The organism is Confluentibacter sediminis (genome assembly GCF_003258355.1).
GTDB lineage: Bacteria > Bacteroidota > Bacteroidia > Flavobacteriales > Flavobacteriaceae > Confluentibacter > Confluentibacter sediminis.
Genome location: NZ_QKPO01000016.1, coordinates 12,320 through 34,050, shown reverse-complemented (window position 1 = coordinate 34,050; position 21,731 = coordinate 12,320). Strand labels below are relative to the sequence as shown.

Below are 21,731 nucleotides of genomic sequence, written 5' to 3'. Positions count from 1 at the left end.
ATGAAAATAACATTTTACGGACACGCTAGTTTAGGCATCAAGGTTAATGATGTAAACATACTTGTAGATCCATTTATAACAGGAAATCCTAAAGCATCACACATCAATATAAACGAATTACATGCCGATTATATTTTGGTAACGCATGCGCATCAAGATCATATTCTTGATGTAGAATCGATTGCAAAAAGAACGGGTGCTATAGTGATATCCAATTTTGAAATTGTAACTCATTTTGAAAAACTTGGTATTGAAGGTCACCCTATGAATCACGGTGGCCAATGGGATTTTGAGTTTGGCAACGTAAAATATGTAAATGCGATTCACACATCGTCATTTCCAGATGGTCGTTATGGTGGGCAACCTGGAGGTTTCGTCATTGAAGGCGAACACAAAAATATCTACATTGCAGGCGATACAGCTTTAACTTTTGATATGAAACTCATTCCGCTACAAACAAAATTAGATTTAGCTATTTTGCCCATAGGCGATAATTTTACCATGGGAATAAAAGATGCTATGTTAGCCAGTGATTTTGTGCAATGTGATAAAGTTTTGGGGTGTCATTTTGATACGTTTGGATATATTGAAATCAATCATGATGAAGCAAAGCAAACCTTTTTTGAAAAAGGGAAAGACTTAATGCTTTTAGAGATTGGTGAAAGTATTGAGCTATAAATGATAACAGCTTCCTGTAAGAAATATATTTTAAATTTTAAACAACCTAGCGGTACCTCTCGAGGCATTCTTAAAAGCAAAGAAACTTGGTTCCTAATTCTTCAGGATCAAGAAAAGCAAGGAGTTGGGGAATGTGGTGTTTTTAGAGGTTTATCTATAGATGACAGACCAGATTATGAGAAAAAATTAAGATGGGCATGTCATAATATCCATTTAGGTTTAGAAATTCTTTTAGCGGAATTAATCGAATTTCCAAGTATTCAATTTGGTTTGGAGATGGCTTTTAAGTCTTTAACTTCCGAAAATGAATATGAATTGTTTCCATCAGATTTTACTAGAAGCCAAGATTCCATTTCAATAAACGGATTAATTTGGATGGGTTCCGAAGGTTTCATGAAACAACAAATTAAAGAAAAAATAGAAGCAGGATTCAGATGTATTAAGATGAAAATTGGAGCCATCGATTTTCAAACAGAAATCAACCTTATAAAATCTATCAGAAAAGAATTTACTTCAAAAAATATAGAATTGCGTGTAGATGCAAATGGCGCTTTTCAACCTTTGGAAGCTTTAGAAAAATTAAAAATATTATCTGAATTCGATTTGCATTCCATCGAACAACCTATAAAACAAGGTCAAATAGAAAAGATGGCAGTATTGTGTAAAGAAACACCGTTGTCAATAGCACTTGATGAGGAGTTAATAGGGGTCTTTCATCCAATTCAAAAAGAATATTTATTACAAACCATAAAGCCACAATACATCATTTTAAAGCCTAGTTTGGTAGGTGGTTTTAAAGGTTGTGATGAATGGATTGAAATAGCTGAAAGGTTAAATATTGGTTGGTGGATAACGAGTGCTTTAGAAAGTAATGTAGGTTTAAATGCTATTGCCCAATATACTTATACTAAATATAGTAAGGTGCCACAAGGCTTGGGTACAGGAGGTTTATTTACCAATAATTTTGAATCGCCATTATTGGTTAAAAATGGTACATTGCAATACGATAACTTAAAACAGTGGACATTTAATTTATAAAATATATGAACTATATTCAACAAGCATTTAAAGGTAAAAATGAAACTTGGATGTTTTTTTTAACAGTCTTTTTAGTTTCTGGTATTTTTATTGGCAATATTGTTTTTTTTATTTTTTTCGGTGGGGATATAGACATCGTTGAAGAACAAAAAAAGTTACTAGAGTTAGTGCCAAGTAAGAATTTTTGGCTGGCCGTTAATTTAGCTCCTTTTGCGATTTTACTTGGATTGTTATTCATATTGGTTAAATTTCTTCATCAAAGAAGTATATTATCATTAACAACAGCTAGGGATAAAGTTGATTGGAGTCGGGTTGCTTTTTCTTTTTCTTTAATAGTAATAATAACATTAGTTACTTTTTCGATAAGTTATTATGCAGACCCTGATTTAATTAAACTTCAATTTGATCCTGTAAAGTTTACAATACTGCTTATTATAAGTCTTTTATTATTTCCTGTTCAAATTGGTCTCGAGGAGTATTTATTTAGAGGGTATTTGATGCAACATCTTGGTTTTTATGTAAGGAATAAATGGTTTCCGTTAATACTCACATCTGTATTATTTGGTGTTATGCATGGGGCAAATCCAGAAGTCGCTGAAATTGGGCTTATTACTATGGTATTTTATATAGGAACAGGATTATTACTTGGTATTATGACATTGATGGATGATGGTTTGGAGCTGGCATTAGGATTTCATTTTGGAAACAATTTATTAGCAGCTATTCTAGTAACCTCAAGTTGGTCTGCATTACAAACCGATGCTATTTTCATTTATACATCTGAAGAAGCTACGAATTCTATATTAGAGATTATTTTACCTGTTTTTGTCGTATATCCCATAATTCTTTTAATAATGGCAAAAAAATATGGCTGGAAAAATTGGAAAGATAGATTATTTGGAACTATTTTAGTACCTGAAATTGAAACAATAAATAGAATAGGAATACATGATGATGAAAACAACTCCAACCTTTGATAAAGTACATTTAAAATTTAAACTTAATTCCGGTAATTACCATTTTGACGATCTTTATGATGTAGCATATAGTTTCATTAAAGAAGGTGAACATTATGAGGAAATTTTCGGTCATTTTTTAATGGATTGGCTGGATAAAAAGGATTATATCATCATTAAAACGTCTGGTTCTACTGGAAAACCAAAAACCATTAAAGTACATAAGCAAGCTATGGTGAATTCTGCCATTGCCACTGGGGATTTTTTTAATTTAAGACCAGGTAATAAAGCCCTACATTGTTTGCCATCTAATTACATTTCTGGCAAAATGATGTTGATTAGGGCCATGATTTTAGGTTTAGAGTTAGATATAGTTAATCCAACATCAGAACCTTATTTCAATAAGAACCGTCATTATGATTTTTGTGCTATGACGCCGATGCAGTTACGAAATACACTTGAGAGAACTCATAATATTAAAACTATTATTGTTGGTGGTGCAAAGGTTACCAATTCTTTAAAAGAAGCCATAGCAAACCATCCTGCCAAAATTTTTGAAACATATGGCATGACTGAGACGGTGAGTCATTTTGCTTTAAAGCAATTAAATAATTTTCCTCAAGGACAAAGTAATAAGCAACAACATTTTAGATTATTGCCAAGTATCTCTATATCACAAGATGAAAGACAGTGTTTAGTTGTAGAGGTACCCTATATTTCGAACGAGAAAATAGTTACAAATGATGTTGTTGAAATTCATTCTAAAAATGAATTTGAATGGGTAGGACGTTACGATAACGTGGTTAATACAGGTGGGGTTAAAGTGTTTCCAGAACAAATAGAGAACAAACTGGCTGGCATCATACAGAAACGGTATATTATAGCTTCTCAACCAGACGAAGTTTTAGGTGAAAAATTGATTTTGGTTGTAGAAGATAAAACGAATGAATTGAATCCGTCGGTTTTTGATGGTCTTGAAAAATTTGAAAAACCAAAAGCGGTTTATAATTTAGAAAAATTCAGTGAAACGGGCTTTGGTAAAATTCAGCGTAAAAAAACATTGGCGATGTTAAATTTATAAATCTTCAATAGCCAAATTATAGTCGTATTGTAAATCTTCATGTAAAGAGCTAATTATCTTTTTAATAAGGATTATTTGACGTTTGTAGATGTTTTCAAGTTGCAAACTGTTTTTAATACTAGGTTTGAATGTTTTCATCTTTTTACAAAAATAAAGCAGCAACTCTATTTCGGTTTCTTTTTTTTGTGAATAGCGAATGTACTTTTTAGTTTGGTTTAGTATTTTTCTAATACTTTTTCTTATATAGAAGTAACTATCAATATTTATAGTTTCAAAACCTTCATCTATGTGATTTTTAACACTTTCAATATAAGCTTCTTCATTAGAGGATTCAAATAAAAGGTAGGAGAGGAGTTCTTTATTTTCTTTTTTGAATCTTGACAAACAAAGACAAATCTCCTGTAATTCATTGGAAGAAAGATGACTTAATTCTTGCTTAATATCTTTCAGGGGAATTGCCTTCATTTATAATATTTATATCCAGTTTTCTGGAATTATTTTTTCATTCCATCTATAGAATATTTGCCTGCTCCGGCTAGAAGAAGAGTTACAAAACAAATTAAATATAGTAATGCTTTTTCTTTAGTGGCTATGTCATCATTAGCATGAACTATAAAAGCAGCCACAGCCATGGTTATTACGGACGGAATCGCAGCTAATTTTGTTTTAAATCCAATGATTATAAGAATAGGGGCAATAACTTCGCCTATTAAAGCAAATATCAATGATAATGTATCACCAACACCAATAGGATCAGCAAATTGAATTGGGCTCGCAAATAGCATGTTTATTTTAGGAATTCCATGTGTAAGCATTAATCCTCCAGCTCCTAAACGTAGGATTAATAAAGCTAAATCGGTAACATCTTTTTTCATATTGTTTTAGAATTGAATAATGATAAAAATATATAAAAATATCTCATAATTGGTAGAAAAATATTCAATTGATTGTTTCTCTATCTCAATTTTGGGAAATCTTCAGGATTGGATTCGTGCATCACTTGATAAACAGCTTCAAAAATATCTTCCGCAGAAGGTTTAGAGAAATAATCACCATCATTTCCAAATGCCGGTCTGTGTGCCTTTGCGGTTAAAGTTTTTGGTTGGCTATCTAAATACTGATAGGCATTTTGTGTATTTAAAATCTCATTTAATATATAAGCTGAAGCACCACCAGGTACATCTTCATCTATGACTATGACCCTATTTGTTTTTGCAATACTTTTTACAATGTCATGATTGATATCAAAAGGGATCAACGATTGTATATCTATAACTTCGGCATCGATACCAACTGTTAATAAATCTTTAGCAGTTTGCTCAACTATTCGAAGTGTGGAACCATATGAAACTAAGGTAATATCTGCACCTTCTTTTATGGTTTCAACAACACCAATAGGCGTTTTAAAATTACCTAAATTATCAGGTTTACTTTCTTTAAGTCGGTAACCATTTAAACATTCTACGACTAAAGCAGGATCATCACTTTGTAGCAATGTATTATAAAAACCTGCAGCTTTAGTCATGTTTCTTGGTACTAATACGTAAATTCCTCGTATTAAATTTAAAATACCACCCATTTGAGAACCAGAATGCCATATGCCTTCTAATCTATGTCCTCGAGTTCGTATAATCAATGGAGCTTTTTGGCGTCCTTTCGTTCTATAATGAAGTGACGCTAGATCATCACTAATAATTTGTAAGGCATATAAAAGGTAATCTAAATATTGGATTTCGGCAATTGGACGTAGTCCTCTTAAAGCCAATCCAATACCTTGACCAATGATGGTAGCTTCTCTAATCCCTGTATCTGTAACACGATGTTCACCGTATTTTTCTTGTAAGCCTTCTAAACCTTGATTAACATCGCCAATATGACCAGTGTCTTCACCAAAAATCAATACCTCTGGATATTTTTTTAAAATAGCATCAAAATTATCTCTAATAATAATTCTGGCATCTACAAGTTCCGAATCATTACTGTAACTAGGTTTTGCTTCCGTAACACGTAATGCAGATTTGTTGGTTTCACAATATAAATGAGAACTGAATTTAGGCTGTGCAAAATGGAAATAATTATTAATCCAAGTGTTAAGTTGTTGTTTTTCAGTGTTGTTTTCTCCAATTGTGTAGCGCAATGCCTTTCTGGCACTCGATAATAAATCTTTTCTAGTTGGTTCGCCAATTGAAAGTAAAGAGTCTTTTATTTTTGATATAAAAACCTGGTTAGAACTATTCGTAGCGACACTTTTTAGTATAGAAATTAGTTCTTGTTGTTCTTTTTGAATAGGCCTTAAAAAAATATCCCAAGCATTTTTCCGACCTTCTTTTACGTCCCTTTTAATGGTTCGTTCAATACTTGTAAGTACCTCGTTAGTTGCAATACCACTTTCTATAATCCATTCTCGCATTTTTTTATTGCAATCGAATTCAGCTTCCCAAGAGAGTCTGTTGCTATCTTTATAACGTTCATGGGATCCAGATGTAGAATGCCCTTGAGGCTGTGTTAATTCTTGAACATGTATGAGAACAGGAACGTGCTCATCTCTTGCTATAACGGAGGCTTCTTGATATGTTTCCATACAATTGGCATAATCCCAACCTTTTACTCTTAATATTTCAAAGCCGTTATTTTTTTTATCTCGTTGAAACCCTTTTAAGATTTCTGAAATATTTTCTTTAGTAGTTTGATATTTGGCATGAACGGAAATCCCATATTCATCATCCCATACACTTATTACCATAGGAACTTGTAAAACTCCAGCGGCATTTATAGTTTCAAAAAAGAGACCTTCGCTTGTACTAGCATTTCCAATGGTTCCCCAAGCGACTTCATTTCCATTTACAGAGAAATTGGTAGCATTAATATCTTTAAGCTCTTTGTAAATTTTTGAAGCTTGAGCTAAACCAAGTAACCTTGGCATTTGCGCAGCAGTTGGTGAAATATCTGCACTGGAATTGTATTGTTTTGTAAGATCTTTCCAATTTCCATTTTCATCAATACTATGGGTTACAAAGTGTCCTCCCATTTGACGGCCGGCAGACATAGGCTCCAATTCTAAATTGGTGTTGGCATATAGGCCAGCAAAAAATTGTTCTATGGATAATTCGCCTAAAGCCATCATAAACGTTTGGTCACGATAGTAACCAGAACGCCAATCCCCTTTTTTAAAGGCTTTTGCCATTGCCAATTGTGGCACTTCTTTACCATCTCCAAAAATCCCAAATTTAGCTTTACCTGTTAATACTTCTCTCCTCCCCAGTAAACTACATTCTCTACTGGTTACCGCTATTTTGTAATCATTTAAAACTTCAGTTTTAAAATCGTCGAAGGATATATTATTTTTTAAATCTGGAATGGTATCCATATGAGTGAAATTTCGCTTCTGCGAATTTAACTAATTTTTGTGGCACTAACAATTCTAAAATCTTTCTTTAGTATCGATTCTATTAAAAAAAATAATGAAATGTTGAAAAGGTGTTAAACAATTCATCAAATGAATTGATTTGTTTAAAAATCAATAAAATTTTAACAAACTTAATACCAGCGTCTTCTAAATAGCCCAAGTAAAGATTGCGGGTCTACTGTAAACTTAAATCTGATTCTTTGAGAATAATTAGGTTCTGAAATTTCCCAACCCAAATTAGAGTATACCGGTAAATAAATTTCAAAATAATCGGTGACTAAATTAATTCTAATACCAGAATCGTAAACAAACTTAGCACTGCGATACTTATTCTTTACAACCCCTAAATCGCCATAAGCTAGAATGTATTTCCAAAGCGTTGTACTTGTGTTTACTGTTGAAATCCATTGATTTGCAAAAGCAGGGTCTAATTTAGATTTAAAACCACCTTCGGCATCAATATATTGCTGACTAAAAATACCGGTAGCTTCCGATCGTCCTAAATAATTATAATCAAATAAATAATCTGTAGGTCTGTCCAATGCGAAACTAAAATAGTTTGAGTTACTGTCATTTTTGTTCTTGATAAAAGCACCCGTATAAAAACGTAAATTAAGCTGACGATTGCTTTCAAATAGCTTTCTATATTCATAATTAAATGAGACTTTACTAAAGGTTTTTGCTATTTGTAAATCAGCGACCCATTTATTAAAATTAATTAAATTGTCGTTTGAACTAATGAAATTAATATTAAAAACGCTGTAGTTAGGTTTGGTAACATTTAACAAATTAGAAGTGTCTTTATCTCTTTGGATATCAATATATCTGAATTTCAGCGATTTTTTCTTGTTTGAACGAAAATCATCATCTTCTCTAAAAAAGAAAGAGATGGCTGGCATTAATTGTCTAACAAATAGATTATTAGCGTAGGAGCTATAAGCACCACTTAAACCAAAACTCATATAGTATAAGTCGCTATTTTCGATATTATGAATATAAAAAACCGATCCGGAACCTGTGAAGGCTTGAGAATTAAATGAATACTTGGGTTGTAATTTGTAATTAAATGATTTTCTTAATAATGTGCCATTATATACTTTAGTACCCAATGTGACGCCATCATAAATATTATTAAATTCTAATAATGGCATAAAAAAAACCTGGTTGTAGTTTGGGTCTTCAATATCTTTAAAAAGCCTTAATTGTAGAGGTTTGTTATTAAAAAAGAAACCTTTTAAAGATTTCCAATTATCCCTTAAATTATATTCCGGAATCACCTGATTATAATTTAAAACTAATTTATTGGCTTCGTTTCTTGGTATGGTAATGGTTTTTTCTTTATCAATATTTTCAACCCAAGTTTTAGATATAATACTGTCATTCTTTAAGGCATATAATGAGATAGGCATATTGTTATGCCTCTTGTTTTTAATAGTCAGTTGGACTGAATCTTTGTTTTTTTGTATATTTTTTATTTTATAATCAACCTTTTCGCGAGTATTTATATAATCATTAAAAAACCAATCAACATTTTTTGAGGTTTTAGATTTTATAAACGTTTCAAAATCTTTCGGAGATGTCGGTTGGAGTTTTGTGTTAGCTAAATAATATTTTAATGCATTATCTATAATATCATGATTTACAAAATCATCAAGGTATTTAAAGCCTATACCCGCTTTGTATTTGTTGGCAATGTTTTTGTTGAATTTTAATAGCGAATCTTTAGCCATAGTTAATGGCTGGTCTCTATTGGTTCTAGCCATAAGCATATAGGCTAAATTATATTTATCGTTATATTTTAAATCGGCTGCATGAAAGGATCTAATACCCCAAATATTAGCAATGGAACCCAAAAATTTCATGTCTGGGTAATTTTCGTCCATATAATTAATCATGTAATACATTTGGACACCATCTAAAAGCCATTGGTCTTCTCTTGGGTTAATTAATAATGTATTTTCTAAATAATTTTGAAGGCCTATTTTTAATAATTTTAATTCATAATTAAACCTTTCTGGATAGGGATGAATAAAATTTGGTAAAAAATTTAGCCCATATACAGGTTCTTTTTGAATGTCAATGTCGGATATTAGAAGTTTTTTATGAGGGTAATCTCCCAGATTATTCAAAATAAATTTTGAAACTCGTTCTATGGTTAACACCTTCTCAATAAGATTTAAACCTTCGTCATTGATGCTAGTAACTAAGCCCAAATTTTCATTTTCAATAGTTTCAAAAACCTTATGTTTATTTAAAAATAGTTTATTATTGATTCTATCTTGCCCTTTTAGTTTAACTTTTTGTCTATCAGAAGTTTGGGATACTTCATATTCATCTAATTCTGAAGTCAAATAATAGCCTTTTGGGTAATCAATTTCTAAAGTAATATCAGATTTTGGAATATATAAATCATCTAAGTTTTTATTACTATAATAATGCCATTTGCCATCATAAACAGCAGGTGTTATATACCAATATCTTAGGTTTGCATCGCCAGTAGGCGTCATGCCATAACTAGTAAATTTATCACTAGGGATTTTTACAATATATTGAAGGGTTATAGTATAGGCTTCGTTCGGTTTTAAAGGGGAAATTAAATCAACTTTTATAACATCAATTTGATTTTTAAGTTCATTATAAACTACATCTTGATTGTTTTGTTTAATGGATGTTATTACGGAAAAGCCTCTTTCTTCATTTTTGGCCAAATGAAAATCATTAATATATTCATCTGCCAAGCGTTCTGCCAAAGCCGTTTTTTTTGTTGAATAGCTTTTATTCCAATCGTTTAAATAAATACTTTGTAAGGTGTCTTGCGAGGTGTTCTGATACGTTATGGTTTGCGATATTTTTATTTGACCAATTTCCATATCAAAATCAGCTTTTAGATCAATCTTATTTTGACCAAAAACCGTTAAACATGAAATGGAAAAAAGAAAACTTAAAAAACGTAATTTCAATTTATAGCAACAACATTAAAAGATTTGTATTTAAATAGGCGCAGCAATATAGTAAATTACTTGATTAAACCATTGTAATTCATATTGCTTGATTGTTTTGCTTAGGTAAGAAGCAAATGTAAAGGTTATTAAAGGGTTTAGAAGTTAGGACTTAAATTATATTCTTTATAAAAGTTATCTAATATAGCTATTACTTCATCCTCCGTATCTACCAAGTGAATTAAATCTAAATCTTTCACACTTATGTTTGCGAAAGCATCTAAAATGGTTGTCTTAATCCAATCAAATAATCCTTTCCAAAATTCTGTTCCTACTAAAATAATTGGAAATTTTTCAATTTTATGGGTTTGTATAAGAGTAATGGCTTCAAAAAGTTCATCTAAAGTTCCAAAACCACCTGGCATCACCACAAAGCCTTGAGAATATTTTACAAACATCACTTTACGAACAAAAAAATAATCGAAGTCTAAGCTTTTATCAGAGTCAATATAAGGATTGTCATGTTGTTCAAAAGGGAGTTCTATATTTAATCCAACAGATGTGCCACCAGCCAGATGGGCTCCTTTATTACCAGCTTCCATAATTCCGGGGCCACCACCGGTAATGACACCATAACCAGCTTCAACAATTCGCTTTGCAATATTTTCTGCTAATTTGTAATACGGGTTCTCAGATTTAGTTCTTGCAGAACCGAAAATGGAAACACAAGGCCCAATTTTACTCATTTTTTCAAAACCAGATACAAACTCTCCCATTATTTTAAAAATAGCCCAAGAGTCGTTTGTTTTTATTTCATTCCATCTTTTATGATGTCCTTCTTCTATCATATCATAGGTGTTTAATTTATTGAACTTTTGTGTTCTATAAAGATTAATTTAATTCTTTTTTGAGAAATTTCGCTGTATAACTTTTTTTATGCTTAGCAACGTCTTCAGGTTTGCCTTCCACAATTATTTGTCCGCCCCCTTTTCCACCTTCATAACCAACATCTATAATATGGTCAACAGTTTTAATAACATCTAAATTATGCTCAATAATAAGTACCGTATTTCCTTTATTGGCTAATTTGTTAAGGACAATCATTAACACTCTAATATCTTCAAAATGAAGTCCCGTTGTGGGTTCATCCAATATATAAAAAGTATTTCCTGTATCGCGTTTACTTAACTCGGTTGCCAGTTTTATACGTTGAGCCTCTCCACCTGAAAGCGTGGTACTTTGTTGTCCTAAAGTAATATAGCCTAATCCTACATCTTTGATGGTTTTAAGTTTATTATGAATTTTAGGAATATTTTCAAAAAAATCAACAGCTTCATTTATGGTCATGTTCAATACATCACTAATAGATTTCCCCTTATATCGAATCTCCAAAGTTTCCCTATTAAAACGTTTGCCTTGGCACGTTTCACATTCTACATAAACATCAGGTAGGAAATTCATTTCAATAACCCGTAATCCGCCACCTTGGCACGTTTCACAACGACCGCCAGCGACGTTAAAACTGAAACGACCCGCTTTATACCCACGAATCATGGCTTCGGGTACTTTAGCAAAAAGGGCTCTTATTTCACTAAAAGTGCCCGTATAAGTCACAGGATTACTTCTAGGGGTTCTTCCAATAGGCGATTGGTTGATGTCAATCACTTTATCAATATGCTCTAATCCACTAATGCTTTTGTAAGGCATGGGTTTTTTTACGCCATTAAAATAATGTGCATTGAGAATAGGATAGAGGGTTTCATTTATTAATGTGGATTTTCCGCTACCAGAAACTCCCGTAACTCCAATCATTTTTCCCAAAGGGAATTTAACTGAAATGTTTTTTAAATTATTTCCTGTGCATCCTTTTAGTTCAATAAATTTCCCATTGCCTTCCCGTCTTTTTTTAGGGATTTCTATTTGTTTGGTACCATTTAAATAATCGGCAGTAAGGGTGTGATGTGTTAACAATTCTTTAGGTGTACCAATACTGATTATCTCTCCACCAAATTTTCCAGCTTTGGGACCAATATCAATCACATAATCGGCACGCTCAATCATATCTTTATCATGCTCGACTACAATAACCGAATTTCCTAAATCTCTTAATGCTACTAATGAACTAATTAATTTCTCATTATCTCGTTGATGTAATCCAATACTAGGCTCATCTAAAATGTAAAGTACGCCAACCAATTGTGAACCAATTTGGGTGGCAAGACGAATACGTTGGGCTTCACCACCAGATAAGGATTTGGAACTTCTGTTCAACGATAAATAATCTAAGCCAACATCTAGTAAAAATTGCAGTCTGGATTTAATTTCTTTAATAACCTCTTCTGAAATTTTTAATTGTTTTTCAGACAGATGATGGTGTAAATCGTTAAACCAACTTGTTAATTCAACGATGTCTGTATTTGCTAATTCAGCAATGTTTTTATTATTTATTTTAAAATAAAGGGATTCTTTTTTTAATCTAGAACCTTCACAAACTGGACATACAATTTTATCCATATACTCTTTTGCCCAACGTTTTAAAGATGTGGATTCTGCAGTTTTGTATTGGTTTTCGATAAAATTAGCAACACCTTCAAAATCAATTTTATAATCGCGAGTTACCCCGAGTGTTTTACTGTCTACTGAAAACTTTTCGTTTCCGCCATATAAAATAATTTGTTTTGCTTGTTGAGGAATGTCTTTATAAGCATCACTTAATTTAAAATTATAGCGTTGGGCAATGATTTCCAATTGCTTAAATATCCAGCTGTTTTTTTCTGGGCCATGGGGAGCTAGCGCACCATTTTTGATAGAAAGAGTGTCATCTGGAATAATTTTTTGACTGTTCACTTGATATAATTCACCAATGCCATTACAATGGTCGCAAGCACCTTTTGGGGAATTAAATGAAAAATTATTAGGCTCAGGATTGGGGTATGAAATACCAGAAGATGGACACATCAAATTTCTACTAAAATAGCGGACGTCGTTAGTATCTTGGTCTATCACCATCAAAACATCTTCACCATGATACATGGCTGTATTGATGCTTTCTGTTAGGCGTTTGTCGTTATCTATGGAGTCATCAATTTTTAATCTATCAATAACAATTTCAACATCATGCGTTTTATAGCGATCAAGCATCATGCCTTTGGTAATATCTTTTATTTCCCCATCTGTTCTTACTTTTACAAAGCCTTGTTTGGCTATTTGCTCAAATAATTCACGGTAATGTCCTTTTCTGGAACGAACCACAGGCGCCAAAATATTGATTCGTTTATCTTTAAAATCATTGACTATGAGTTCTTTAATCTGCTCATCTGTATAACTTATCATTTTATCACCCGTGTTATAACTATAAGCATCACTGGCACGAGCAAATAATAAACGAAGAAAATCGTAAATCTCTGTAATAGTCCCAACGGTAGAACGTGGCGATTTACTAGTTGTTTTTTGCTCGATGGCAATTACGGGAGATAAACCATCAATTTTATCAACATCCGGACGTTCTAAACCACCCAGAAACTGTCTGGCATAAGCGGAGAAGGTTTCTATATAACGTCTTTGTCCTTCAGCATAAATAGTGTCAAAAGCCAGAGACGATTTTCCACTACCAGATAAGCCGGTAATAACTACCAATTTTTCGCGCGGAATGGATACATCAATATTTTTAAGATTGTGTACTCTAGCACCTTTTACTTCAATAAAATCCTCAAATTGGCTCATAAATTATAGGCAAACCTGCCTGTTCGGTAGACAGGAATGCAAAGGTACAATTTTAGTTATTAAATTTATATGAAGATTTATTTCTAACAAGAAAAAGGAGTTAGTCTTCCAAAACTTCAAGATTTACAATTAAAAAGCCAGTTAATTTGTTTTTTGTAATTTCCATAAAGGCTTTTTTTGATAAATCAATTTCCCTATTTTTAATAAAAGGTCCCCTATCGTTTATCGTGACAATTACAAACTCGTTATTAGCAGTATTTGTTACCTTGATTTTAGTTCCAAATTTTAATGTTTTATGGGAAGCAGTATATAAATTATTGTCAAATTTTTCCCCACTAGCCGTTTTTCTCCCATTAAATTTGTCGTGGTAGTAAGAGGCATGCACATTTTCCTTATACGGTGTGTATCTAGTGAGTGAGGAGTCAACAACGATAGTATCAATTAATACAGTATCTTTCATAATGGTATCATACTGCGATATTTTGATTTTGTTTATTTTAGAGGATACACTAGAAAAACTGGTTGTGAAAATAAGTAAGCATAAAAAGCCTATTGGTCTAATTAATAATAGAATAAAGCTCATGTTTTTAATTTTACTCATTGATAAAATAATGCTAAATATATTTAAATTGTTCGAAACTAGGTTAAAAACGAAGCCTTCATCTTTTTATTATATGTTTGGTTTTATATATTAAAACAAAAGAAGCTACATAGTTCATGTAGCTTCTATAAGTATTTGATTAAAATAATATTATTCATTTACTATGGAAATTTCACCAGCATGTAATGATTTTTCATAATTAGCTTTGACCGTTTTTAAAAACCCGAAAAAATCTGTATTGTCTTTTTTCTCTAAATGAACATACGTTTTGCCATTAGGTTTTGTTTCCACTTCTTTTACAATGACATGATTTCCGTGTACACTTTTGTAATTGGATAAACCTCCTTTTTTAACTATAAAATTTAACTTTGGAAAAAAAATGTAGTTGTATTTACTTCCAGAGGGTTGATTTATAATTAATACGTCACCAACCTTCGGTTCGTTTTGATTTTCTAATGGCTGATTATTTGCAAATGAAAGTCCAAAAGCAAAAAATAATAAGTAGCATAATTTTCTCATAATTTATAGGTTTTAAAATGTTTGTTCTTCTATAAAAATAGATGCTATATAGGATATTGGCAACTTCGTTAAGATTAATTAACTTTTACATTATTTGTATATGAATTTTGATTTACCCCATCTGTTTTGGGGTATGATTTGCTCTTTAATTGTTAATCTGTTTTACCGTGGTATTTTAAAAATAGCATACGTATTTTTTATTTGTGAATAGTTATATAATACCCTATTAAAAACAGGGGGTTGTATCTTTTTTTTAAGAGGTGTATTTAACAGAAAATTAAGAATTATTTATAGGTGTCATCAAGTTATTTTAAGAATTGATTTCATTAAAAATGATTAATAGTTAAAGTTTTATTATAATTGTGCTTTTAATAAAGCAAAGGACAGATTAACAAGAAATAATATGAAATTATTAGGAATAGGTTCTAGAATAAACCATTCAGAACACGGAAAAGGTGTTGTAACCAATGTAACAGCTCAACATTATTGGGTGACATTTATTGAAAATGGATTGGAAACTATTGATTTAGATAGTGAATTTGAAGTGATTGAAGCCGCTGATGGCGATGTAGACACCGTGAGCTTTTTTGATATAGAAAGTAGTTTGGTAGATATTCTTAAAAAATGGAGTGATGTTAGTGAAGTCGTTACCATTGCTGATAAATATAAAGGAGGAAAACTGATTTTAGAACCAGCAGATACCAGTTTAAAATCTTACGAACTGCCTATTGATACTTTTTTTCATAAAATCACGATGGTTCGAGACAGATTGCGAGTTATGGAACAGCGAATTAATGCCAGTGATTTAGATGAACAAAGTAAAATAGATTTACAGCAATATATTACCAGAATTTATGGGAGTTTAACCAGTTTTAATATTCTGTTTAAATCTAAAAACCAACAATTTGTTGGGCAGAAGGGAAGTTAAAATTTTAATAACAAGATGAATCATGAAGGCTGAATTTGAATTTAGCCTTTTTTTATGCTTTACTCATCCAAAAGAGCACTTCACTCATTATTGGTTTTATAATAAGGTTGATGGATTTAGTTTTACGCTAAACATTTTAAATCGACTATTATGAAAACATTATTCACATTTTTATTTGTTTTGATTTCTTCATTACAAATAACAGCTCAAGAACAATTGATTGTTGGAAGAGTAACAGATTCTACGGATGGAACACCATTTCCAGGAGTTAATGTCGTTATCAAAGGAACTTCAACAGGTACTACTACAAATTTTGATGGTTTGTATCAAATCAAAGCAAAAGACTCCGATATTTTGGTATTTTCCAGTCTAGGTTATGAAACCAAAGAAAAAAAAGTTGAAAAACTTAATACTATAAATGTTTCTCTGGAGCCTTCTAAACAAGCTTTAGATGAAGTCGTTGTGGTTGGTTATGGAACACAAAGAAGAAGTTATCTTACTGGTTCTGTAACATCGGTCAGAGCAGAATCAGCTTCTCAAATGAAAAGCCAAAAGCAAAAAGCCTATCATAATCAATTAGCAGGACAAATACAAACAACAATACCAGTTACTAATGCTTTGCAGGGAAGAGTGGCCGGTGTAAATATTACTAATAACAACGCTAATGAGAACAAAAACAATAAAATATTAATTAGAGGGCAGGCTTCTATAAATAATAACCAAACTCCACTGGTTGTAGTTGATGGCATTATTACACCTTATAATAATTTAGATAAAATAAACCCAAAAAATATTCAAAATATAAACGTGTTAAAAGATGCATCAGCTACTTCAATTTATGGGAGTAGAGCAGCAAGTGGTGTCATACTTATTTCTACTAAAAATAATTCTAAAAATATTAACAATGAAATATTATATATTGTTGATGGAGCACCAATAAAGAAAGAAAACAATTATATAATTGAAAATTTACCAGAAGTAGATATTGATAGAAAAGTTGTATATGATAATACAGAAGCAAAGCAAAAGTTTGGAAAAATAGCAAATAATGGTTGTATTGTAATTACAACACATCAAGGGAATTTTAGATTAAACAATGATGAAAGCTATGCTGTTATAGAGGAAAATAATTTTGAAAGAACGTCCTTGTCACCCTTATCAACCTTTTCTATTGATGTAGATAAAGCTGCATACAGTAATTTAAGGCGTATGATTAATAATGGAGAAACCATCGAACCAGGCGCAGTTAAAATTGAAGAAATGATTAATTATTTCGAATATAACTATCCACAACCCACTGATGAACATCCATTTTCAATTAATACAGAAATTGCCAAAACTCCTTGGAATGCTGCAACAAAAATTGTCAAGATTGGTTTACAAGGCAAAACCTATGATAAGGATGAATTACCACCATCAAACTTAACATTTTTGATTGATGTTTCTGGGTCTATGGACTCTCAAAACAAACTGCCATTATTAAAATCGGCTTTCAAATTGTTGGTCAATCAACTTCGAGAACAAGATAAAGTGTCCATTGTAGTGTATGCTGGTGCTGCAGGCGTAGTTTTAGAACCAACATCAGGAAAAAACAAAGAGAAAATTCTATCGGCTTTAGATAATTTAAATGCTGGTGGCTCAACTGCTGGTGGTGCAGGTATTAATTTGGCATATAAACTAGCTGAAGAAAATTTTAAAAAGAATGGTAATAACCGTGTTATTCTTGCAACAGATGGGGATTTTAATGTGGGCGTATCAAGTGACAAAGACATGGAAAAGTTAATCGAAGAAAAGCGTAAGTCTGGGGTGTTTTTATCTGTTTTAGGGTTTGGATATGGAAATTATAAAGATTCAAAGCTAGAAACATTGGCAGATAAAGGAAATGGTAACCATGCGTATATTGACAATATGCAGGAAGCCCAAAAGGTGTTTGGAAAAGAATTCGGTGGGACTTTGTTTACTATTGCCAAAGATGTAAAAATTCAAATAGAATTTAACCCAAATAAAGTACAGGCATACAGACTTATTGGTTATGAAAATAGAATGTTAGAAGATGAAGATTTTATAGATGACACAAAAGATGCAGGCGAATTAGGTAGTGGACATACTGTAACAGCACTTTATGAAATAATTCCTGTAGGTGTTGAAAGCAGCTATCTAAAAGATGTTGCAGATTTAAAATATACCAAACCAGAAGTTACTCAAAATTATTCTGATGAATTGTTTACCGTTAAATTTAGATACAAAAAACCAGATGGTGATAAAAGTATAGAAATGATACATATACAAAAAGATGAAGTTGGACTTCCTTCAGAAGATTTAGGGTTCGCTTCTGCAGTTGCTTTGTTTGGAATGCAATTAAGACAATCAAAATACCACAATAATTCAAAAATTGAAGATGTTATTTCTTTAGCAAAGTTAGGTAGAGGTAAAGATAAAGATGGATATCGGGCAGAATTTATACGGCTGGTGTCCTCTTACGAAAATTTATAGTAAAAAAGCGACCTGAAACGGTCGTTTTTTATTATTTTAAAGGTCTTTTTAACTGATATACCAATGCTCCAATAGCCATTAATAATCCAAGAAATTCTCTAGTGCCTTCCAAATAGGGTTTTTCATAAACCATTTCGCCAAAAAGCTCTTCTTTATGATCTATATTGAACCAGTCTTTAAAATAATGAAAGTAGCTTACAGAATATATCAATAACCCAATAATTAATATCCATAATAAAATTTTAGAAATCTTTTTGTAATTGGCAACCAAGCATACAAGAGCTACAATGCCATAAATTGAAAACCAAATAATAGGGTCTGGATCATTTAATTGAACGATAGCAAACAGGAAGAAAATAACAAATAGGATAATGTTAATTTTTATAGATTTATTTCTCTTTGTAGCGACCTTCATACCTATTTTTTTTATTATTGCAAGTTTTAAATATAATAAATATATTTTTACAATTTTTAATTTGCAATTTTTATTAAATGATTAGAATTTATAGTTTTTTACAAGGGATTTTTGTGTTTTTCATTGTTAACTCGGTTTTTGCTCAAGTTAGCCTACATGGTATTATTAAAGATAATAATGGTCATGTTTTAGAAGGTGTTAACGTCGTTTTAAATCCAGGAAACCATACGACTTCAACAAATAAAAAAGGAGGTTTTATTTTTGATAAAATACCTGAGGGTACTTATAGTGTGACCTTTACCCATATTGGATTTAAATCAATAATGGATAAAATTGAAGTTGGTAAAGAAAACGTATCGCTAAATTATTCGTTTCAGGAAGATCTATTGGAATTACAAACCGTTGTAGTTACGGGTAATTTTGAACCTCGGACTAAAATAGAATCCAGTACCTCTGTTTCAACTATAGATTCAAAAACAATACATCAAATTTTTCCTAGAGGTACTGCGGATGCTCTACAACTTATTCCAGGAACTTTTGTTGATGCTTCCGCTGGTGAAGTATTTACAAAAGTTTATAGCAGAGGTATTTCAGCGTCAGCTGAAGATGATACAGGATGGTATTATATTTCATTAGAAGAAGATGGGTTGCCTGTTAGTCTGATCCAACATTCCTATTATTCACCAGATCTTTTTCATCGGTTAGATCTTACTACAAAAAGAATAGAAGCTATTAGAGGTGGAAGTGCATCTATAACGGCAATGAATGCTCCAGGGGGTATTTATAATTTTATTTCGCATGGGATAAGCAATGAATTTGGTGGAGAAATTCAATTGCAAAGCGGTATTCAAGGGGAAGGAAATCCATTATATAGAGTTGATGCTACTATGGGAGGACCTTTAGGAAATAATTGGTTTTTTAATGCTGGTGGACATTATAGGTATGATGATGGTGCGAGAAACTCAGATTTCACCTTCAGTAAAGGAGGACAGTTTAAGTACAATGTCATTAAAGAAAACAGCCATGGTTATTTTAAATTTTATGGTAAGTTTTTGGATGATTACACCAATCGTTGGACGGGTGTTGCAGCTACTAATTGGGATAATCCACAAGCAGCCTTTGGTCAAGATTTCAGATCAACATCATTATTGATGCCAGCATTTGGTGCTAGTATTCCAGATGGTAGAAATCTTGCTAATGGGGGAAGCAATAGTTTTGACCCTTCAAAAGGCGTTCACGCGAAAGATTTGGCTTTTGGATTTGAGTTATTACAAGATTTAGGGAATGATTGGTCTATTAAAAACAACATGAAATTATCTTTAAAAGAAGCGAATTGGCAAACATCTATTAGTAATGCCTTTGTGTCTTTAAACGATCCAACCGCCTATTTTATAAGTGATACGAGTGGATCAACGTTTCCAATTGGTCAAGTAGTATTTCGTGATGCACAATCTGGTGCCGAAGTAGCAAGACTGGATAATAGTGGTATTTTGTCGGGCGACCCTGTTCAATATATTGGAGAGGGAAGATTGCCTAATGATGCCATAATGGGAACCTCTCCTTGGTTTAAAGATAATAAGGCAGATGAGTTTATGAATGAATTTACACTTCGTAAACAATGGGATAAGCATGATTTTACAACCGGCTTTGCGTTAGGCTTCTCAGATACTTCATTGTTTACTCAAGGTAGTTTCGCTTATGTAACTTATGAACCTAATCCCAGAATGTTACAGGTAACCCTTGAAAATCCTAATGAGCCTATTATTGCGCTATCTGATGCTAATGGTGTTAGTAATTATGGAGGTTTATTCTTTGTTAATTCGAAAGCTAAAGTAAGCCAGTTGGCTACATTTTTTAATGATAAGTGGAAAGTTACTGATAAACTTCATATAGATTTAGGTTTTCGTTTAGAGCGTTTAAATCACAACGGTAGTAAAGATAGATTTGCGCCATTTACGCAAACGGGTGGAGTTGATGGAGATACCAATACCGCTTACGATAATGGGGTTTTAGCATCCACAGGAGAGCAAGACACTTTTGATTATAATTACAATTATGCATCCTATTCAGTGGGAGCAAATTATAAAATACATGATAATTCGTCTCTTTTTGCTCGTATATCTCATGGAAATAAAGCCCCAGAGTTAAATTATTATTTCAATAATTTCTCAAATGTGCCAATTAATGGTAAGGGTGAAATTCAAAAGATCAATCAATTAGAATTAGGTTTAAAATCCAGCTTAAAAGATTTTTCATTTACAAGTACCGTTTTTTGGAGTCAACTTAAAAATATTGGAGTTACTAACTTTGAGTTTGATTCAGATAATGGCACTATATTTTACACCCCTATTCAATTAAACACTTCGCGAACCATCGGTATTGAATGGGAAAGTGCGTATCAAGTATTTAATAATTTAACCGTTCGCTTTAATGGCGTGATTCAAGATCCAAAAGCAACTAAATGGACTGTTTATGATGCTTCAGGAACTGTTGATGTTGCAGATGATGGTATTCAAGATTTTTCGGGAAATCAGCTTGCTTTCAATCCAAAACTTATGTTGAATGTAAGTAGTGAGTATCAAAAAGACAAAGTTTCAGCATTTATAAAATGGCAGTTTATGGGGCAGAGAGAAGGTAATGTGGCCAATGCGTTTCAATTACCAGCCTATAGTGTTTTTAATTTAGGTACAGGATATGAGATTAATAAACACTGGTCGGCAAATGTGCTGGTAACCAATTTGTTTAATTCAGATGGCTTAGCAAACTTCTTTGGTGCTAATAGTTTCGGTGCCAATGCAAATGGTGTGACTTCTGAATTTATTCAATCAAACCCAGATGCTAGTTTTGTTGTAGTTCCTATATTGCCTAGAGGCGCTATTTTAAAAATCAATTATATATTTTAACAGACTATAATCTAACGTCGTTTTTTATGAAAGGCACCATCTAAAAAGCCA

16 protein-coding genes are annotated in these 21,731 nt (G+C 32.0%); 7 read left to right on the top strand and 9 right to left on the bottom strand.

Annotation, left to right across the window (positions count from 1 at the left end; translation table 11 throughout):
- The 4 genes from DKT72_RS14480 to DKT72_RS14465 are packed head-to-tail and all read left to right on the top strand — an operon-like array spanning nucleotide 1 to nucleotide 3,753.
- Complete coding sequence (locus tag DKT72_RS14480) at nucleotides 1–678, top strand: metal-dependent hydrolase (protein WP_111309461.1); 678 nt, start codon at nucleotides 1–3, stop codon at nucleotides 676–678.
- The gene (locus DKT72_RS14475) at nucleotides 679–1,716 is read left to right on the top strand and encodes an o-succinylbenzoate synthase (protein WP_111309460.1); all 1,038 of its coding nucleotides are present in this window, start codon (nucleotides 679–681) and stop codon (nucleotides 1,714–1,716) included. It abuts the gene before it with no gap.
- A 5-nt stretch (nucleotides 1,717–1,721) separates the two neighbouring features.
- Entirely contained in the window at nucleotides 1,722–2,693 is a 972-nt protein-coding gene (locus DKT72_RS14470) for a CPBP family intramembrane glutamic endopeptidase (protein WP_111309459.1), read from the top strand.
- Nucleotides 2,665–3,753: an AMP-binding protein gene (locus tag DKT72_RS14465; RefSeq protein WP_317048444.1), complete on the top strand. Its 1,089-nt coding sequence runs from the start codon at nucleotides 2,665–2,667 to the stop codon at nucleotides 3,751–3,753. The genes DKT72_RS14470 and DKT72_RS14465 overlap by 29 nt, the downstream gene beginning before the upstream one ends.
- On the opposite strand, the gene DKT72_RS14460 is transcribed toward DKT72_RS14465, so the two are convergent.
- From DKT72_RS14460 to DKT72_RS14425, 8 genes are all read right to left on the bottom strand, one after another.
- Complete coding sequence (locus DKT72_RS14460) at nucleotides 3,748–4,218, bottom strand: hypothetical protein (protein WP_111309457.1); 471 nt, start codon at nucleotides 4,216–4,218, stop codon at nucleotides 3,748–3,750. The two genes, DKT72_RS14465 and DKT72_RS14460, sit on opposite strands and share 6 nt — an antisense overlap.
- Before the next feature lie 29 nt (nucleotides 4,219–4,247).
- Nucleotides 4,248–4,628, bottom strand: coding sequence for a DoxX family protein (locus DKT72_RS14455; protein WP_111309456.1), 381 nt, complete (start codon nucleotides 4,626–4,628; stop codon nucleotides 4,248–4,250).
- Nucleotides 4,629–4,708: 80 nt separating this feature from the next.
- Entirely contained in the window at nucleotides 4,709–7,120 is a 2,412-nt protein-coding gene (locus tag DKT72_RS14450) for an alpha-ketoacid dehydrogenase subunit alpha/beta (protein WP_111309455.1), read from the bottom strand.
- A gap of 170 nt (nucleotides 7,121–7,290) precedes the next feature.
- Nucleotides 7,291–10,119: a gluzincin family metallopeptidase gene (locus DKT72_RS14445; RefSeq protein ID WP_111309454.1), complete on the bottom strand. Its 2,829-nt coding sequence runs from the start codon at nucleotides 10,117–10,119 to the stop codon at nucleotides 7,291–7,293.
- Between the two features lie 137 nt (nucleotides 10,120–10,256).
- Nucleotides 10,257–10,946, bottom strand: a complete 690-nt coding sequence (locus DKT72_RS14440) for an LOG family protein (RefSeq protein ID WP_111309453.1) — start codon at nucleotides 10,944–10,946, stop codon at nucleotides 10,257–10,259.
- 43 nt (nucleotides 10,947–10,989) lie between these two features.
- Nucleotides 10,990–13,821: an excinuclease ABC subunit UvrA gene (uvrA, locus tag DKT72_RS14435; RefSeq protein WP_111309452.1), complete on the bottom strand. Its 2,832-nt coding sequence runs from the start codon at nucleotides 13,819–13,821 to the stop codon at nucleotides 10,990–10,992.
- Nucleotides 13,822–13,921: 100 nt separating this feature from the next.
- Nucleotides 13,922–14,404, bottom strand: coding sequence for a septal ring lytic transglycosylase RlpA family protein (locus tag DKT72_RS14430; protein ID WP_235841721.1), 483 nt, complete (start codon nucleotides 14,402–14,404; stop codon nucleotides 13,922–13,924).
- A 168-nt stretch (nucleotides 14,405–14,572) separates the two neighbouring features.
- The gene (locus DKT72_RS14425; protein WP_111309451.1) at nucleotides 14,573–14,941 is read right to left on the bottom strand and encodes a hypothetical protein; all 369 of its coding nucleotides are present in this window, start codon (nucleotides 14,939–14,941) and stop codon (nucleotides 14,573–14,575) included.
- 403 nt (nucleotides 14,942–15,344) lie between these two features.
- On the opposite strand from DKT72_RS14425, the gene DKT72_RS14420 reads away from it, so the two are divergent.
- Both DKT72_RS14420 and DKT72_RS14415 read left to right on the top strand, forming a co-directional pair.
- Nucleotides 15,345–15,869 (top strand): DUF8685 domain-containing protein, encoded by a 525-nt coding sequence (locus DKT72_RS14420; protein WP_111309450.1) that lies wholly within the window; start codon nucleotides 15,345–15,347, stop codon nucleotides 15,867–15,869.
- A 150-nt stretch (nucleotides 15,870–16,019) separates the two neighbouring features.
- Nucleotides 16,020–18,362 (top strand): VWA domain-containing protein, encoded by a 2,343-nt coding sequence (locus tag DKT72_RS14415; RefSeq protein ID WP_111309449.1) that lies wholly within the window; start codon nucleotides 16,020–16,022, stop codon nucleotides 18,360–18,362.
- A 31-nt stretch (nucleotides 18,363–18,393) separates the two neighbouring features.
- Here DKT72_RS14415 and DKT72_RS14410 read toward each other — a convergent pair whose 3' ends face one another.
- Nucleotides 18,394–18,777 carry a transmembrane 220 family protein gene (locus tag DKT72_RS14410; protein WP_111309448.1) on the bottom strand — a complete coding sequence of 128 codons (384 nt, stop codon included), beginning with the start codon at nucleotides 18,775–18,777 and terminating at the stop codon, nucleotides 18,394–18,396.
- Nucleotides 18,778–18,854: 77 nt separating this feature from the next.
- Here DKT72_RS14410 and DKT72_RS14405 point away from each other — a divergent pair, with 77 nt between their 5' ends.
- Nucleotides 18,855–21,680, top strand: a complete 2,826-nt coding sequence (locus DKT72_RS14405) for a TonB-dependent receptor (protein WP_111309447.1) — start codon at nucleotides 18,855–18,857, stop codon at nucleotides 21,678–21,680.
- Nucleotides 21,681–21,731 lie beyond the last annotated feature (51 nt).

Excerpts from the sequence above, each read along its gene's own strand:
- DKT72_RS14450 (WP_111309455.1), bottom strand. The coding sequence starts at position 7,120 with ATGGATACCATTCCAGATTTAAAAAATAATATATCCTTCGACGATTTT.
- DKT72_RS14430 (WP_235841721.1), bottom strand. The coding sequence starts at position 14,404 with ATGAGCTTTATTCTATTATTAATTAGACCAATAGGCTTTTTATGCTTA.
- DKT72_RS14455 (WP_111309456.1), bottom strand. The coding sequence starts at position 4,628 with ATGAAAAAAGATGTTACCGATTTAGCTTTATTAATCCTACGTTTAGGA.
- DKT72_RS14405 (WP_111309447.1), top strand. The coding sequence starts at position 18,855 with ATGATTAGAATTTATAGTTTTTTACAAGGGATTTTTGTGTTTTTCATT.
- DKT72_RS14425 (WP_111309451.1), bottom strand. The coding sequence starts at position 14,941 with ATGAGAAAATTATGCTACTTATTATTTTTTGCTTTTGGACTTTCATTT.
- DKT72_RS14460 (WP_111309457.1), bottom strand. The coding sequence starts at position 4,218 with ATGAAGGCAATTCCCCTGAAAGATATTAAGCAAGAATTAAGTCATCTT.
- DKT72_RS14470 (WP_111309459.1), top strand. The coding sequence starts at position 1,722 with ATGAACTATATTCAACAAGCATTTAAAGGTAAAAATGAAACTTGGATG.
- DKT72_RS14410 (WP_111309448.1), bottom strand. The coding sequence starts at position 18,777 with ATGAAGGTCGCTACAAAGAGAAATAAATCTATAAAAATTAACATTATC.
- uvrA (WP_111309452.1), bottom strand. The coding sequence starts at position 13,821 with ATGAGCCAATTTGAGGATTTTATTGAAGTAAAAGGTGCTAGAGTACAC.
- DKT72_RS14440 (WP_111309453.1), bottom strand. The coding sequence starts at position 10,946 with ATGATAGAAGAAGGACATCATAAAAGATGGAATGAAATAAAAACAAAC.
- DKT72_RS14465 (WP_317048444.1), top strand. The coding sequence starts at position 2,665 with ATGATGATGAAAACAACTCCAACCTTTGATAAAGTACATTTAAAATTT.
- DKT72_RS14475 (WP_111309460.1), top strand. The coding sequence starts at position 679 with ATGATAACAGCTTCCTGTAAGAAATATATTTTAAATTTTAAACAACCT.
- DKT72_RS14420 (WP_111309450.1), top strand. The coding sequence starts at position 15,345 with ATGAAATTATTAGGAATAGGTTCTAGAATAAACCATTCAGAACACGGA.
- DKT72_RS14480 (WP_111309461.1), top strand. The coding sequence starts at position 1 with ATGAAAATAACATTTTACGGACACGCTAGTTTAGGCATCAAGGTTAAT.
- DKT72_RS14415 (WP_111309449.1), top strand. The coding sequence starts at position 16,020 with ATGAAAACATTATTCACATTTTTATTTGTTTTGATTTCTTCATTACAA.